The following is a 14,558-nucleotide window of genomic DNA, read 5'->3' as shown; positions in this document are numbered from 1 at the left end:
ACGAGAATCAGCAGGCCGGCCAGCGTGAGCCCCGCGCGCCGGCCCACCCGCTCGCGGCGCCATCCGCCCAGCCGCTCGATCAGCGCACGGTCATCCAGGGCAAGAAAGGGGTGGTCCGGATCGCGCGAGGCAAAACGGTTGCGATACGCCTTCAGCGATTCGGCGTCCAGGTCTTCGAGATCGAAGCCCTCCAGCAGCATGCCGTCCTGCGGCTCGTCGCTGGCGTCGCGCAGCATCTGCCGCACCTCGGCCTCGGTGCAGTGGTAGTCGCCTTCGAAATTGCGCTTGAAGGTGCCCGTCAACGGATTGCCGTTGACGAAAACCGGCCGCTGCGCGCGCGCCGCCCGGCGCACCCGAATCAGCAGCAGTTCGCGGTCATCGATCGGAACCAGTTGCACGTCGCGCCCGGTGCAGATGGCCGGGCTGAACTTCTGTGGGTTGTTGTGCCCGTCCCAGAAGGCCTTGATCAGCTTGCCGGGCGAACGCACGCCGACGATCTCGTGCGTCTCGCCCTTCTCCGCCACGCCCAGCACGAGCGTGCCGCCTTCGGTGTTGGCGAACGCGGAGATCGTCTCCCAAGGCGACTTGGGCAGGCCGCCCTCGGCGAGCTTGAATTCGACGTCCTGGTCTTCGCCGAGATCGAGGCGCTGGAGGAGGTTCTCGGTGTTCATCGATGCCCGCATGGATCTCGTATCAGCGATGCGACAGTTCGCGAACTGGGCAAGGCCATCGACTCGATGCTCGGGACAGCTTCGCAGAGATCAGCGCCATCGTACCCGGCTGGCCACTAGCCGCGGGGCCACAGCTGCAAAGCACGTGCGAAGAGCTGCGCCCCGCGATCGGCAATGGCACCTTCATCCCACATCTCGTTTGCAAGAAGCTGCTGATTGATGGGCAGAAGAGAGTGTTTGAGGAGCTCGGGCTTCTTGACCGGCCACGCCGCATTCGAAGCGGATGAGTTCAACGCTTGGGTCAAGATCGTGAGGTTCCCGATGGTCTGAATTACCGCATTGCGATTTCGCGTCGCTGAGGCTCGCACATCGCCTGGCGTTGTGGCCCAGACCTCGCTCGCGCTAAGACCTGGCGAGCCGTCTGCCAGCGGCCAATGCTCGACCCATGCTTGCGGCATCATGTGCTCGATCGTTAGCGCGCTGCTAACGGATAGCACCTCCATCTTGCCGCCCAGATACGTTTCGTTTAGCCGACTGAGGAGCCAGACGAGCTTCGGGTTGTTCAGCACTTGGTAGGCGTGCTTGGTCATCCACGCCTCCCGGAAATCCTCGTCCGTCGGCCACTCGGCCGACTCGACGTTCGACGCCTTCAACTGCGAAATGACTTGCTGGGCGCCGAGTGCGTCTCTTCTGAGCGAACGAGTCAGCGCCAGGAAAATGCGGTTGTAGTTCTTTGTCGTGAGTCCACAGATGGCCCGCCGCAACAGGTAGGACTGCAGTGCGCGGGTAACGCCGAGCCAGTCAGCCTCCGGCAGGCCAACGTCGAGCAAAGCGAGCAACAGGGGATAGCAGGTTCGGACATCGAACGCCTCCAAGAATGTCGCCAGCGAATAGAGAGCGTCGCCCCTCTTCGGCTCAATGAGTCGGCGGAAATCCTCCCCCTGCCGGCTTAGCGTCACCAGCTCATCCTCCACCGTGGCGAACGGGCGGTGACGGTCAATCCAGTACTTGTACTCAACGAAGAGGTGCTTGACCGGGATGTCCACGCCCTGCCGGCTGGAAAGGAAATGCTGCATGAACAGGTCACTGCGCGGCCGCAGCAAGCGACCTTGCTTGACCTGTACCCGCCAGAAGTCGGCATCGAAGCGTCGCCAGTGCGCTTCGTACAACACCTCCTGCGGCTCGCCGCGCCGTGCCGCGCGCAAGAAGATGAAGTTGCGCAGCAGGTCGGCGGGAAGCAAGGGTTCCCCACGCGCATTCAGGGTCTCGAAGATGACCTGCGCGTCGTCGTCCTGTTCCAGGTCGATCGCGACCACCTGCAGCGCGTTCTTGAGCGCGGTGAAGCACTCTTCCAGTCGATGCGCCATGTGCGTCTCATGGGCGAGCGGCTTGCCGCCCGCGTCCCCGACAAAGAAATCGTGGAGCTGCTGGCGGAAGAAGAAGTAGGCCTCGACCATCCGAGGTCTCGGTTCCGGCTTGCGTGCGTACTTCCGATACTGAAGAGGGTGCTTCTTCTCGAGAGCTGCACGCGAGCCAGCGCCGAGGACATCTGCGAACTGCGCGCGATCGAGCCGCGTTGGCCACACCTTGAAGCGATCGTCACCCTCGGTGCCCATGCCCCGGTTCAGGGTGAAGGCCTCGCATTCACGTGCCAGGTCCTCGCAGCCATGCTCCCGGCAGAAGTCCCTGAACGCGGCCAAGAACAACTGCAGCGTGGTCAAGCGCTGCTGCCCATCGATGATCTGGCGCCGTTCGACGTGGGTTGTCGGCGTTTGCTTCTGGTCGAGGACCATAGCACCGAGGAAATGCACCGGTGCGTCCTTTCGCCCCTCCAGGTACTCGGCAAACTTGCGGCCGATGTCCTCCCAAAGCGGCTCCCACTGCTGTTCCTGGCTCCACACATACTGCCTCTGGAAGAGAGGTACTTCGAGACGCATCTTCTTCTCGAAGATCGCCAGCAGGGGCACTGCATTGGCCTTCACGTTGTGCACTCCTTCAGATCAAGAGATATGGGATGCGACTCGACACTGAATGCCTGCGCCAGCACCGCCTGCCTTAGCGCTTCCGCGCGCTTCACGTTCGCATCGACCTCGGCCGCAACCTCGCGGACGATGGAGAGGCGGCGGTCGACTTCGGCCACGATGCGGTGCTGCTCATCGAGCGGCGGCAGCGGAAACGGCGCAGCCTTGAACTTCTCGAGAGTCAGGTGGCCGATATTGGTCGTGATCGAGCCGAGCCGTCGAAAGATTCCGGAGCGAACATGAGATCGAAAGACGATCTGCGCGAACTCGGGCGTCGTGACCTCGGGATCTGCACGGAAGCGATGCAGGGTCTTCTGAAAGCACAACGGCTCGTCGAATCCGCGAAAGATGGCACTCTGCCCCAACAGCTCTGAACTCTGTCCTTCGCTGACCAGGATGTCACCCGGTGCAAGACGGTACTTGGCGAAGTGAGCCTCGTCGAAGTCCATCGTCTCCACATCGCTGAAACTGATGGCGTCGTCCTTGATGTTCGCCACGCGCAGGTACTTGCGTAACCAACGGCCAGTCAGGTACTGCGGAGCGCGCTGCCGCCCCAACAAGACCTCACCGGCTTCGCAGACCTGAACGGTGCGCCAAGCAGCCGTCGAACGTTGAACGAGCCGCCCCGCTGTCGCATCAATCAGCACACTGCCCACGAGCCGAGCGGCATTGGCCTTGACGCGCTTGAGGTTGGCGACGGCTTCGTCGACGCGGGAGAACTGCTTTTCGATTTCGGCGACGATGCGGCGCTGCTCGTTCGGATCGGGCAACGGAATCTCGAACGGCGCCAGTTGATCGAAGTCGACGCGCGGACGATCGCCGGTGTTTAGGTGCGATGCGTAGCGGACGAACGCCGAAGAGTTGAGGAAGTGCTGCAAGTAGCCACTGTCGACTCGCCCGTTCTCCGGCAAGACGATGAACTCAGCCGAGCACAGCCCCTCGAACGTCGGCCGGCAGACCTTGTTCAGGTACGGGCGCAAGCGGCCGTAGAGGACGTCGCCCGGCTTGAAGTGCACCGCGGAGCTCTTCATCGTGGCCGACGGGACGGTTCCCAGCAGCTTCATCGAGTGAGCCTCGACATGCTCCATGCCAATGAACGGCAGGTCGGGATAGTCAGACGGTTTCACTCGCGGGCGCGTGGGCGTTACGACCTCGCCGAGCGGTACCAATTCGACCCCGGTCACGCCACCAATTCCCGATTCAACTCATCGATCACCTTAGGCAACTCCGCCCCGAAGAGCTGATGCACCCGGCCCAGCCCGCCACGCTGGTCGAACGGCGCGTAGCCGAAGTCCTCGGCTTCGATGCCGAGGTTGCTGGCGATGTGCTCGGCCATCTTCTCGAACCACCAGCGCTGCTCGTCGCTGAAGCCCTTCCCCGCGGCCTGCTGCTGCGCAATCCACGCCTTGAAGTTGGCTGCCACGCGTTCGGGGTAGGGCACCAGCTCGTTCTCTTGGTGCATCGCGTAGCGCACCAGTGAAACCAGGTCGGTCAGGATGCGGCGGCGGCTCGCGCCCTTGACCTTGCTCTGGTCCAGCGCGGCGTAGGCCTGCCAGAGCTGGCTTTCGGTCCACAGCTGCGGCGGGGCCTGCAGCGTGTCGGCCAACGCCTTCAGGTCCTCGAACTTCAGCGGCGCGCTCGTCGGGCGGTTGTAGAGGATCTGCAGCGCGGTGATCTCGTCGCGGTGCTCGGCGATGAAAGCCTCGAAGCTCTGCACGATACCCTGCGCGCGCTCGCGCGCGGCCTCGGAGAAGCCGGCTTCGAGCACGCCGTCCTGCGTGACGGTGTCGATCACCAGCTCCTTCTGCTGCTTCAGCGTCAGGATCAGTGTGCGCAGCGTGGGGTTGGAGAGCGGCTTCACCGCGTGGCGCAGCGCGGCCTCGGCCTCCTGCGGCGAGCAGTCTTCGCGCGGGTCCAGCGCCTGCACGATGCCGCGCGAGAGTTCCTTCAGGCCCAGGCCGCCGGCCTCCGTCACCACCTTGGCGCGCTCGGCATCGGTGAGCTGCGCGTCCAGCCGCGCCAGACGCACGGCCACGCTGGAGAGCACCTCGGGCTCCACGTTGCCCAGGCTCACTGCCTGCAGCAGCGCCTCCAGCGGTACGCTCTTCTTCTGGTCCATCGGCCGGCTGTCGGTCTTGTCGCGCTCGCACACGCCCACGCAGTCGACGATGACGAAGTGGTCCTTGTGCACCTGCTCGCCGGGGTTCACGCCGCGCAGGTCGTCGTCCTTGATCACGCGCACGCCGCGGCCCTTCATCTGCTCGAAGAAGCTGCGGCTCTTCACGCTGCGCATGAAGACGACGATCTCCACCGGCTTGATGTCGGTGCCGGTGGCGATCATGTCCACGGTGACGGCGATGCGCGGGTAGTAGCTGGTGCGGAAGGCCTTGATCAGCTCCTCGGGCTTGCTGCCCGTGGTGCGGTAGGTGATCTTCTGCGCGAACTCGTTGCCGCGGCCCCACTCCTCGCGCAACGTGGTGACGATCGCCTCGGCGTGGTTGTCGTCCTTGGCGAAGACCAGCGTCTTGGGCAGCTCCTGCCGCTGCGGAAAGAGGTCGCTCTGCCAGCGGTCGCGCAGGGTGCGGGCGATGGTGCGGATCTGGTCGGGCGTCTGCACGCTGCGGTCCAGCTCTTCGGGCGCGTACTCGAAGTCGTCGTCGAGCTGCCAGTCGCGCCGAGCGCGGGTGGGCTTGTCCAACACCTGCAGCCAGTAGCCGGCTTCTACTCGGCTTCCGGCCTCCGTGACCTCGGTCTTGATCCGATAGACGTCGTAGTTGACGTTCACGCCGTCCGCCACCGCCTGCGGGTGGCCGTACTCCATCACCAGGTTCTGGTTGAAGAAGCCGAAGGTCTGCTTGTTGGGCGTGGCGGTCAGGCCGATCAGATGGGCGTCGAAGTACTCCAGCACCTGGCGCCACAGGTTGTAGATGCTGCGGTGCGCTTCGTCGGTGACGATGATGTCGAAGGTCTCGATCGGGAACGCGGGGTTGTAGTCGATCGGCTCCGGCTCCCTGAACAGGCTCTCCACGCGCTCGGTGGACTCTTCGTCCGCTTGTTCCGGCAGATCGCGGCCCTTGAGCATCGAGTACATGCGCTGGATCGTGCAGATGCAGACGCGGGCGGTCCGGTCGAGCTGGTTGCCGTTGAGGTGCTGGACGATGTACTCCTCGCCAAACTTGTAGTTGTTGACCGGCGAGACGTACTGGTCGAACTCCTTTTTGGCCTGTCGGCCGAGGTTGCCGCGGTCCACCAGGAACAGCACGCGTCGCGCACCGGCGAATTTGATCAGCCGGTAGATGAAGCTGATGGCGGTGAAGGTCTTGCCGCTGCCGGTGGCCATCTGGATCAGCGCGCGTGGCTTGTTCTGCGCGAGACTGGCTTCGAGGTTGCGGATGGCGGTGATCTGCGCCGGCCAGAGCTTGCAGTCGCCCCACTCGGTGACCAGCGGCGGCAGGCGGCGGACGCGGGCGAGGAAGGTGGCGGGGGCGAAATCGGCATGGGCCACGGCCGCACCGCTGCCGGTGCCGAGAACGCGCGGCTGAGGCAGCGCGGCGAGCCATTCGGCGAGCGTTTCGGGGCGGTGGAAGGCGAAGACGTTGCGGGCACGCGGCTCCGGATCGAGGCCGTCGGTGAAGTGCGTCTCCAGCCCGGTGGATTCGTAGAGGAAGGGCAGCGGGCGGCGCCAGGCGGGCAGCGTGGCCGGCAGACCCTGCGCGTAGCGCGCCGACTGGATCTCGACGCCGGTCAGCGTGGCGCCCTGCTTCTTGGCCTCGATGACGCCGGCGGCCCTGCCGTCGATGTAGAGCAGGTAGTCGGCGAAGCCGTGGCCGCGTTCGAGCGGGAACTCGCGGATCGCCACGCCGCGCGCCGCGTGGATGTCGGCGGCGGAAGCATCGCAGATCTGCCAGCCGGCGGCGACGAGCAGCGTGTCGATCCGGCGTCTTGCCTCCCCTTCCGCTTGCCCCACGGCCCCCCCGCCCGAAGCGAATCCTTGACGTCGGAAATCTTAGGCGATTTCTCTAAATCGCGATACCGAAGATCTGACGCAGCCGTGTTGCTTTCTGGCTGTTCGCGTCAGCGTGCATAGACCAACTGACGCTCAGCGAGCACACGCTCGCGCAGGTAAGGGTTTTCCAGGCTGCTTTGCGTCAGCAGGTCGACCGGCCGCCCGAAGAGACGCTCCAGGCTTTCCTTCAGCAAGAAATAGGCATCGGCGTAGCGGCCCGGTGGAAGTTCATCGAACTCGACCAGGAAATCGAGGTCGCTGGTCGATGGGTCGAAATCGGCCCGCTGGGCAGACCCGAACACGTCGAGCCTGCGCGCGCCCGCGCGGCGGCAAAGGGTGACGAGCTCGGCGCGCTTTTGTTCGATGACGTCCGTCATGGCAGTCTACATGAACCGATTGGGCCTGAAGCGGGCAGCCGGCGAAGCCGTGGCGGGATTCCACGGGAACTCGCGGATCGCCACGGCGCGCGCCGCGTGGATGTCGGCGGCGGAAGCGTCGCAGATCTGCCAGCCAGCGGCGACGAGCAGCGTGTCGATCCGGCGTCTTGCCTCCCCTTCCGCTTGCCCCACCGCCCCTCCGCCCGCAGCGAATCCTTGACGCCGGAGATGTTAGCACAGCTGCCGTCGGCCCCCGGCGATGCCCGGTCGTTCGCGGCGGGCATCGCCGGGCGCTTCGCCCGCGCTACTGCAGGTCGAAACGGTCGAGGTTCATGACCTTGGTCCAGGCGGCGACGAAGTCGCGCACGAACTTGCCGCCGGCGTCGCTCTGCGCGTAGACCTCGGCCAGCGCGCGCAGCTGCGAGTTGGAACCGAAGACGAGGTCGACGCGGGTGGCCGTCCAGCGCAGTTCACCGGTCCGCCGATCACGGCCCTCATAGGAGCCGGCGTCGCCGGCGGGCGCCCAGACGGTGGCCATGTCGAGCAGGTTGAGGAAGAAGTCGTTGGCCAGCACGCCGGGCCGCCGCGTGAACACGCCGTGCGATGAGCCGCCGACGTTGGCGCCGAGGACCCGCAGGCCGCCGACGAGCACGGTCATCTCCGGCGCACTGAGGGTCAGCAACTGGGCCCGGTCGAGCAGCATTTCCTCGGCCGGGACGCTGTACGCCTTCTTCTGGTAATTGCGGAAGCCGTCGGCCTGCGGTTCGAGAACGGCAAACGAGTCGGCATCGGTCTGCTCCGCCGTGGCGTCGGTGCGACCCGGCGTGAAGGGAACTTCGATCTCCTGGCCGGCCGCGGCGGCGGCGGCCTCGACCGCCGCGCAGCCGCCAAGGACGATCAGGTCGGCGAGCGAAACCTTGCGGCCGTCCACCTGCGCCGCGTCGAACCCATCCCGGATGCCTTCCAGCACGGCGAGTACCCGCGCCAGTTGTGCCGGTTGGTTCGCTTCCCAGTCTTTCTGCGGAGCGAGGCGGATGCGCGCACCATTGGCGCCGCCGCGCTTGTCGGAACCGCGGAAGGTGGCGGCCGACGCCCAGGCAGTGGACACCAGTTCCGCGGTCGTCAGGCCGGAAGCGAGGATCTTCGCCTTCAGCGCGGCGATGTCGGCGGCGTCGACCAGCGGGTGGTCGACGGCAGGCAGCGGATCCTGCCAGATGAGGTCCTCGGCGGGCACTTCCGGACCGAGATAGCGCCGCTTCGGGCCCATGTCACGGTGCGTGAGCTTGAACCAGGCGCGGGCGAAGGCGTCGGCGAAGGCGGCCGGGTCCTGCTGGAAGCGGCGGGCGATCGGTTCGTAGAGCGGGTCGAAGCGCAGGCTGAGATCGGCCGTCGTCATCATCGGCGGGTGTTTCTTCGCCGGGTCGTGGGCGTCGGGGATCATGTGCTCGGGCCGTACATCCTTCGCCACCCACTGGTGGGCGCCGGCCGGGCTCTTCGTCAGTTGCCACTCGTAGCCGAACAGGGTGTCGAAGTAGCCGTTGTCCCAAGTCGTCGGGTTTGGCTTCCAGGCGCCCTCGATGCCGCTGGTGGTGGTGTCGCCGCCCTTGCCGGAGCCGAAGCGGTTGATCCAGCCGAGGCCCTGCGCCTCGAGCGGCGCGGCCTCCGGTTCGCGGCCGACCAGCGCCGGGTCGCCGGCGCCATGCGCCTTGCCGAAGGTGTGGCCGCCGGCGACGAGGGCGACGGTTTCCTCGTCGTTCATCGCCATGCGGGCGAAGGTCTCGCGCACGTCGCGGCCGGACGCGACCGGGTCGGGGTTGCCGTTCGGGCCTTCCGGATTGACGTAGATGAGGCCCATCTGCACGGCAGCGAGCGGATTCTCGAGATCGCGCTCGCCACTGTAGCGCTGGTCGCCCAGCCAGGTGGTTTCGCGGCCCCAGTAGATGTCTTCCTCGGGCTGCCAGATGTCGCGACGGCCGCCGCCGAAGCCGAAGGTCCTGAAGCCCATGCTTTCGAGCGCGACGTTGCCGGCCAGGATCATCAGGTCAGCCCAGGAAATCTGGTTGCCGTACTTCTGCTTGATCGGCCACAACAGGCGGCGTGCCTTGTCGAGGTTGCCGTTGTCCGGCCAGCTGTTGACCGGCGCGAAGCGCTGGTTGCCGGTGCCGCCGCCGCCGCGGCCGTCGGCCGTGCGGTAGGTGCCGGCGCTGTGCCAGGCCATGCGGATGAACAGGCCGCCGTAGTGGCCCCAGTCGGCCGGCCACCATTCCTGCGAATCGGTCATCAGCGCCGCGAGGTCCTGCTTTAGGGCAGCGTAGTCGAGACGCGCGAATTCCGCCGCGTAATCGAAACCCGCATCCATCGGGTTCGATGCCGGGGCGTGCTGATGCAGGATGCCGAGATTCAACTGGTTCGGCCACCAGTCTCGGTTGGCACGGACACCGGCCGTGGCGCGGGCGCCGGGAGCCGCGTGGAACGGGCACTGGCTTTCGTTGCTCATGGAGTTCTCCTTCTCGGGTTGATCGACGGTCGTTGCGTGTTTTTCAGAATAGTTGCCGCTGGGCGATGTGGCCATTGAAATCCTTCAATGATCATCATGCATGTGGGCTATCGACGAATGGCATGCGTTCCCGGAGCGGCCTGCCAACGGGCCGGCGGCTCGCCACCGCCGGGCGCAACCTCGCTCCTCAGCAGGCCGCTGCGATGTTCTGCTGGTCGCTCTCGATGCGGCCATCGACCAGTTCGATGACCCGGTCGCAACGGGCGGCGAGCCGCGGATCGTGGGTGACGATGAGGAAGGAGGTGTGCAGTTCGGCATGCATGCGCCGCATCAGCACGAAGACCTCGTCCGACGAGGCGCGGTCGAGGTTGCCGGTCGGCTCGTCGGCCAGCACCAGCGGCGGCTGGAGGACCAGCGCCCGGGCGATGGCGACGCGCTGCTGCATGCCACCCGACAACTCGCCCGGGTGCTTGTGCATGTCGTTGCCGAGGCCGACGGCGGCGAGCATCGCCCGTGCCCGCTCGCGCTGTGACGCAGCCACGCGGCCCTCGCGCATCAGCGCCGGCAGGGTGACGTTCTCGAGCGCGGAAAAGGCCGGCAGGAGGTGGTGAAACTGGAAGACGAAGCCGAGCACCGCGCGCCGGCGCAGCGTCAGGCCGGCGTCGTCGAGCCCGCTGGTCTCTTCACCCTGTATTCGGTAGCTGCCGGCAGTCAGCCGTTCGAGCAGGCCGACGATGTTCAGGAGCGTGCTCTTGCCCGAGCCGGATGGACCGATGAGCGCAACGAACTCTCCCCGTTCGACGGCGAAAGACACGCCATGCAGCACCTCGGCCTCGTTCGCCAACCCGACGTTGTAGCTCTTGCGGATGTCGGCGAGTTCGATCAGCGGTGGTCCGGCCCGCGTCATGGCTGCCGGCGGCGCGCGTTGCCGGCTGGCTGGCAGCATCGACCGGAGCGTGGCTGGATCATCACCGGCTGTCTCACAGGCGAATGGCCTGCGCCGGGTCGAGCGCCGCTGCGCGGCGTGCCGGTGCGACTGCCGCCAGCACCCCGCAGAGCGTGGCGATGCCGGCGATGGCCAGTGCCAAGCCCGGTGGCAGCGAGATGGCGAACAGCGGCAGGCCGTCACTGCCGCGGACGAAGGTGGTGAAGGCCTTGATCAGCCCGGTGGCGAGCAGGACGCCGAGCAGCGAGCCGAGCGCGCCGACGATCGCTCCCTGCAGCAGGAAGACGCGCAGCATCTGCCCGCGCGTTGCGCCGATGGCGCGCAGGATGCCGATCTCGCGCTGCTTCTGCACGACCGAGACGACCAGCACGCTGGCGATGCCGAGCACGACGACGACCATGACGACGCTGCGGATCAGCGCCGTGCTGACCGACTGTGCGTTGAGCGCGGAAACCAGCTGCGCGTTCGCCTCCTGCCAGCTTTCGACCTTGTAGGGCAGGCGCTGCGCCAGCTCGGCGGCCAGCGTTTTCGCCGCCCAGACGTCGGTCAGCGCCAGGTCGATGCCGGTGGCGCCGCCCGGCAGACCGACCAGGCTCTGCGCCGCGCGCAGGGGCACGATGACGGTTCGCCGGTTGAGTTCGCGGACGCCGAGATCGACCAATGCGGTGACGCGCAGCGAGTCGCTCGAGCCGCCGGTCACCAGGCTGATGCGGTCACCGATGCGCACACCGAGGTCGTCGGCGAGTTCGCGGCCGATGATGCCCTCTCCTGGGCCGAGGCGCGCCTCGCCCTGGACGACCTTCGAGCGCAGATGCACGATGCGGTCATAGCGGTCGAGGTCGACGCCCATCAGGGCGATCGATTTCGTCGCCTCGCCGCGCTGCGCGAGACCGGCGCCGGAAACCATCGGCGACACCGCGGCCACCAGCGGCGTCGCCTCGAGTACCGGCACGAGCGACTGCCAATTGCCGATGCTGCGCGGGCGCTGCACGCGTGGCTGGGTCTGCACCAGCGCCGTGCTGCCCGGCAGCGGTTCACGGGCCGGAATCACGACGTCGTCGCGCGCGCTGACGCTGAGGTGCGCCTGCGCCCCCAGCGTCTTCTCCAGGGTGTTGCGCTGCAGGCCGCTGATCAGCGCCGAGATGTAGGCGACGACGGCGACGCCGGCTGCGACGCCGACGATGATCAGCACCGTCTGCATGCGCCCCTCGCGCAGGAAACGGACGGCGACACGCGCTTCGAAGCCGAGCCAGCCGATCATCGGTCTGCCCATCAGCGCCCCATGGCGCTGCTCATCGCGGTGCCGGCGTCCTCGCGTGTCGCGCCACCCGGATTGCGCGCAGCGGCTGCGGCAGCGCCGTTCGCCGCGACGACCACGCGCACGCGGCTGCCGGCCTTGAGCGGGCTGCCGCTCGGCAGCCGCAGGACGGTGTCGCCGGCGCTCAGCCCGGCGCGCACCTCGGCGGCGTCGAGCGTGCGCAGGCCCAGCTGCACCGGGCGTTCCTCGATCCGGCCATCGCGTTCGACGAGGACGACGGCGCTGCTTGCCGACTGGTCGCCGCGCAGCGCGTCGACCGGTACCACCAGCGCCGCGTCGCGCCGGCCCGTCTCGACTTCCACCGACAGGGTCATGTCCTCACGCAGGAATTCCGGTGGTGCCCCGGGAAGCGAGAACTTGAGCTCGACCGCGCCGCGCTGCGCGTCGACCAGGGGTGAGATCGACAGTACGCGGGCAGTGAAACGCCGCTCCGGAAAGGCATCGGCAAGCACGCTCGCGTCCTGGCCGACCTGCAATTGTTCGAGGTAGCGTTCGTCGACCTGTGCCACCAGTTGCAACGGCCCAGCCAGCGCCAAGCTGAGCAGCGCACGTCCGGGCTGGACGATCTGTCCCGGCTCGACCAGGCGTGCGAGCACGCGCGCGTCGGCGGGCGCGGTGATGATCGCCTGGGCCAGGCGAGCCTGCGCCGCGGCGGTGGCTGCGGCTGCCAGAGCGAGCTGCGCCTCGGCCTGGACGATGTCGCTTCCCTGCTCGGCATTGGCGGTGCTCTGCGCGCGCGCAGTGGCCAGTTGCGCGGCCGCCACGGCCTCGGCACGGCTTGCCTCGTCGAGGCGCGCGGCGCTGACGAAACCCTTGGCGACCAGCGACTGCGTCCGCTGCAAGTCGGCCTGCGCCGCAGCCAGAACCGATTCCGCCTGCGCCACCGCTGCCTGCGCGACACGGCGGCCCGTGCTGCGCAAGCCCGCCAGGCGCGCCGACGCCTGGCGCTCGCTGGCCTGCGCCTGTGCCAGAGCGGCCTGCAGTTCGTCCGTCTCGAGGCGGATCAGCGTGGCGCCACGGACAACCCGGTCGCCCTTGTCCACCGCGACCTCGAGCACCCGGCCAGTCAGCGTGCTGCCGACATCCACCCGCGATTCGGTCGCCACGCGCGCGGAGAACTGCAGGCTGCGCACCAGCGGCTCAGCCTGGATGCGCACTGCCGGGACGATCGGCGGACGGCTCAGCCACCAGGCGGTCGTGCCGCTGGCGATGGTGGCGAGTGCGGCAAGGATGAGGAGCGGACGGCGGGGCATGGGGCGGCTTGTCGGGTTCGAGCGGCAGCGCCGCGCAATCGGGGTGACGCCGGCGGCGGCACCTGACGCCAGCAACTGACCAGGATGTTGCGCCGCGAATCATCCCACACTTGGCTCACCTGGCGCGCGCGGAATGCTGGCCATCGTTCGCGGTTGCCGGCGCAACGCCAAGCCATGCCGGCAGTGCGATCAGTCGGCGCGGCGAAACGGCCGCGCGCGCCAGCAATCGCGACTGCGTCAAGCGCGGGCTGTGCCGCCCGACGAGCGCAGGGGTTCGCGGACCCGTGTCCACAGCCTTACCAGCAGCTGCCGGCCCGTCTCGTCCAGGTGGCTGCCGTCGCCGTCATGGGGCGCATTGATCTGCTGCAGGTAACGGTCGCTGCAGCGGTACGGCGGCACATAGCTTTGATGCGGCCCGAGGGGGAGCCAGTCGGTGGCCGGCTGGCTGCCGCACGGTGGTCTCCCGGCCTCGACCGGATCGCTCCAGGCCACCAGCGCCGGCGCGTAGACCGGCTGCTGCCTGCGGCATCCCGGCAGCCAGCCCCAGGCACCGCGGAAACAGGCCCAGCGCCCGTAATGGAAGGGAGCGAAGGCCCAGGGTTCGGCGCCGATCCAGGTCCAGCCCCAGGGTGCCAGCCAGATCCACTGGCCGTAGCGGTAGGGTGCCCATTCGGCGGGCAGGTCACGCGGGAACCACACGGCGCCATAGGCCGCCGTTTCGTACCAGTCGCCATGAAGCGCGAGGTCGCCAGACCCGGTCAACTCCTCTGCCACGTGCCCGCGATCCTCAGTCGTCCCGCATGGCGTGTCGCAGGCTGGCGTCCACAGCGCGAGCCCGGCACCGTCGACCGGCAGCGCTTCGTCGTGTTCGCCGTCGCCGCTCAGCCGAACGCTCTGCCCGGCAGCGATGAGCCGCGACCGGCCGCCGGCGGAGCAGCGCAGGGCCCCCTGCCAGGCCGTTCCGGCGACGCTGTCGCTGCCGGCAGCAAGGTGGTAGAAACCGGCGTCGCACAGCTCGAAACGCAGATCACCGCATTCGATGGCAACCTGTCGCGCCATCTCCGGAGACCGACAACGGATCGTCAGGCTGCCGGCGCGCAAGCGCAGGGCCAGTTGCTCATCATCGACGCGAACCAGCGCGAGCACGCTGTCGGCGTCCAGGTGCACCAGAGTCGAGCCGATCTCGACCTCGACGCTGCCGGCGACGCCGGTCGACAGGAGATCACCGCTGGTCAGCGGCCAGTTCCTGATGGCGGCCTCGACGCCGCTGCCCGCCGCATGCGAAAGGAATGCCGGGCCGCCGATCCTGGCAATTCGGCCGACCCTGGCGACCGGATCGCCCGCGGTGGGTCGTGTCGCCCGCGACGACAGGAGCGTGCGGAGCAGCGCTCTACCGCAGTGCTGCAGGTTGTGCGGCGTATGAGGCATGGCTTTTCCTCCCATGTACAGCGGCAGGACAGCTGCCGATC

The 14,558-nt window shown here is 67.5% G+C and carries 10 protein-coding genes and 1 pseudogene; all 11 read right to left on the bottom strand.

Features of this window, described 5'->3' with window-relative positions; genetic code table 11:
• Positions 1-275: 275 nt before the first annotated feature.
• Positions 276-671: pseudogene (locus V5B60_RS05890) on the bottom strand (AlbA family DNA-binding domain-containing protein); the annotation flags it as partial.
• Positions 672-787: 116 nt separating this feature from the next.
• Positions 788-2,653, bottom strand: a complete 1,866-nt coding sequence (locus tag V5B60_RS05885; RefSeq protein ID WP_332346112.1) for a DUF262 domain-containing protein — start codon at positions 2,651-2,653, stop codon at positions 788-790.
• The gene (locus tag V5B60_RS05880; protein WP_332346111.1) at positions 2,650-3,876 is read right to left on the bottom strand and encodes a restriction endonuclease subunit S; all 1,227 of its coding nucleotides are present in this window, start codon (positions 3,874-3,876) and stop codon (positions 2,650-2,652) included. The genes V5B60_RS05885 and V5B60_RS05880 overlap by 4 nt, the downstream gene beginning before the upstream one ends.
• Entirely contained in the window at positions 3,873-6,659 is a 2,787-nt protein-coding gene (locus tag V5B60_RS05875; RefSeq protein ID WP_332346110.1) for a type I restriction-modification enzyme R subunit C-terminal domain-containing protein, read from the bottom strand. The genes V5B60_RS05880 and V5B60_RS05875 overlap by 4 nt, the downstream gene beginning before the upstream one ends.
• Positions 6,660-6,766: 107 nt before the next feature.
• Positions 6,767-7,075, bottom strand: coding sequence for a nucleotidyltransferase family protein (locus V5B60_RS05870; protein WP_332346109.1), 309 nt, complete (start codon positions 7,073-7,075; stop codon positions 6,767-6,769).
• Between the two features lie 6 nt (positions 7,076-7,081).
• Positions 7,082-7,267, bottom strand: coding sequence for a hypothetical protein (locus V5B60_RS05865; protein WP_332346108.1), 186 nt, complete (start codon positions 7,265-7,267; stop codon positions 7,082-7,084).
• A gap of 112 nt (positions 7,268-7,379) precedes the next feature.
• Entirely contained in the window at positions 7,380-9,572 is a 2,193-nt protein-coding gene (katG, locus tag V5B60_RS05860) for a catalase/peroxidase HPI (RefSeq protein WP_332346107.1), read from the bottom strand.
• Positions 9,573-9,759: 187 nt separating this feature from the next.
• Complete coding sequence (locus V5B60_RS05855) at positions 9,760-10,479, bottom strand: ABC transporter ATP-binding protein (RefSeq protein WP_434735363.1); 720 nt, start codon at positions 10,477-10,479, stop codon at positions 9,760-9,762.
• A 73-nt stretch (positions 10,480-10,552) separates the two neighbouring features.
• Complete coding sequence (locus tag V5B60_RS05850) at positions 10,553-11,791, bottom strand: ABC transporter permease (protein WP_332346105.1); 1,239 nt, start codon at positions 11,789-11,791, stop codon at positions 10,553-10,555.
• Positions 11,791-13,089: an efflux RND transporter periplasmic adaptor subunit gene (locus V5B60_RS05845; protein WP_332346104.1), complete on the bottom strand. Its 1,299-nt coding sequence runs from the start codon at positions 13,087-13,089 to the stop codon at positions 11,791-11,793. The genes V5B60_RS05850 and V5B60_RS05845 overlap by 1 nt, the downstream gene beginning before the upstream one ends.
• 237 nt (positions 13,090-13,326) lie before the next feature.
• On the bottom strand, positions 13,327-14,517 hold the full coding sequence (locus V5B60_RS05840) for a DUF6600 domain-containing protein (protein WP_332346103.1): 1,191 nt from the start codon (positions 14,515-14,517) through the stop codon (positions 13,327-13,329).
• Positions 14,518-14,558 lie beyond the last annotated feature (41 nt).

Origin of the sequence: Accumulibacter sp., assembly GCF_036625195.1 — a bacterium.
In the GTDB taxonomy this organism is placed as follows: domain Bacteria; phylum Pseudomonadota; class Gammaproteobacteria; order Burkholderiales; family Rhodocyclaceae; genus Accumulibacter.
Note: the sequence above shows the minus strand (reverse complement) of the source record. Positions and strands in the feature narration are given on the sequence as shown.

What these genes read in the sequence shown, in the direction of transcription:
- V5B60_RS05870 (WP_332346109.1), bottom strand. Translation starts at nt 7,075, where the DNA reads ATGACGGACGTCATCGAACAAAAGCGCGCCGAGCTCGTCACCCTTTGC.
- katG (WP_332346107.1), bottom strand. Translation starts at nt 9,572, where the DNA reads ATGAGCAACGAAAGCCAGTGCCCGTTCCACGCGGCTCCCGGCGCCCGC.
- V5B60_RS05855 (WP_434735363.1), bottom strand. Translation starts at nt 10,479, where the DNA reads ATGACGCGGGCCGGACCACCGCTGATCGAACTCGCCGACATCCGCAAG.
- V5B60_RS05850 (WP_332346105.1), bottom strand. Translation starts at nt 11,791, where the DNA reads ATGGGCAGACCGATGATCGGCTGGCTCGGCTTCGAAGCGCGTGTCGCC.
- V5B60_RS05845 (WP_332346104.1), bottom strand. Translation starts at nt 13,089, where the DNA reads ATGCCCCGCCGTCCGCTCCTCATCCTTGCCGCACTCGCCACCATCGCC.
- V5B60_RS05840 (WP_332346103.1), bottom strand. Translation starts at nt 14,517, where the DNA reads ATGCCTCATACGCCGCACAACCTGCAGCACTGCGGTAGAGCGCTGCTC.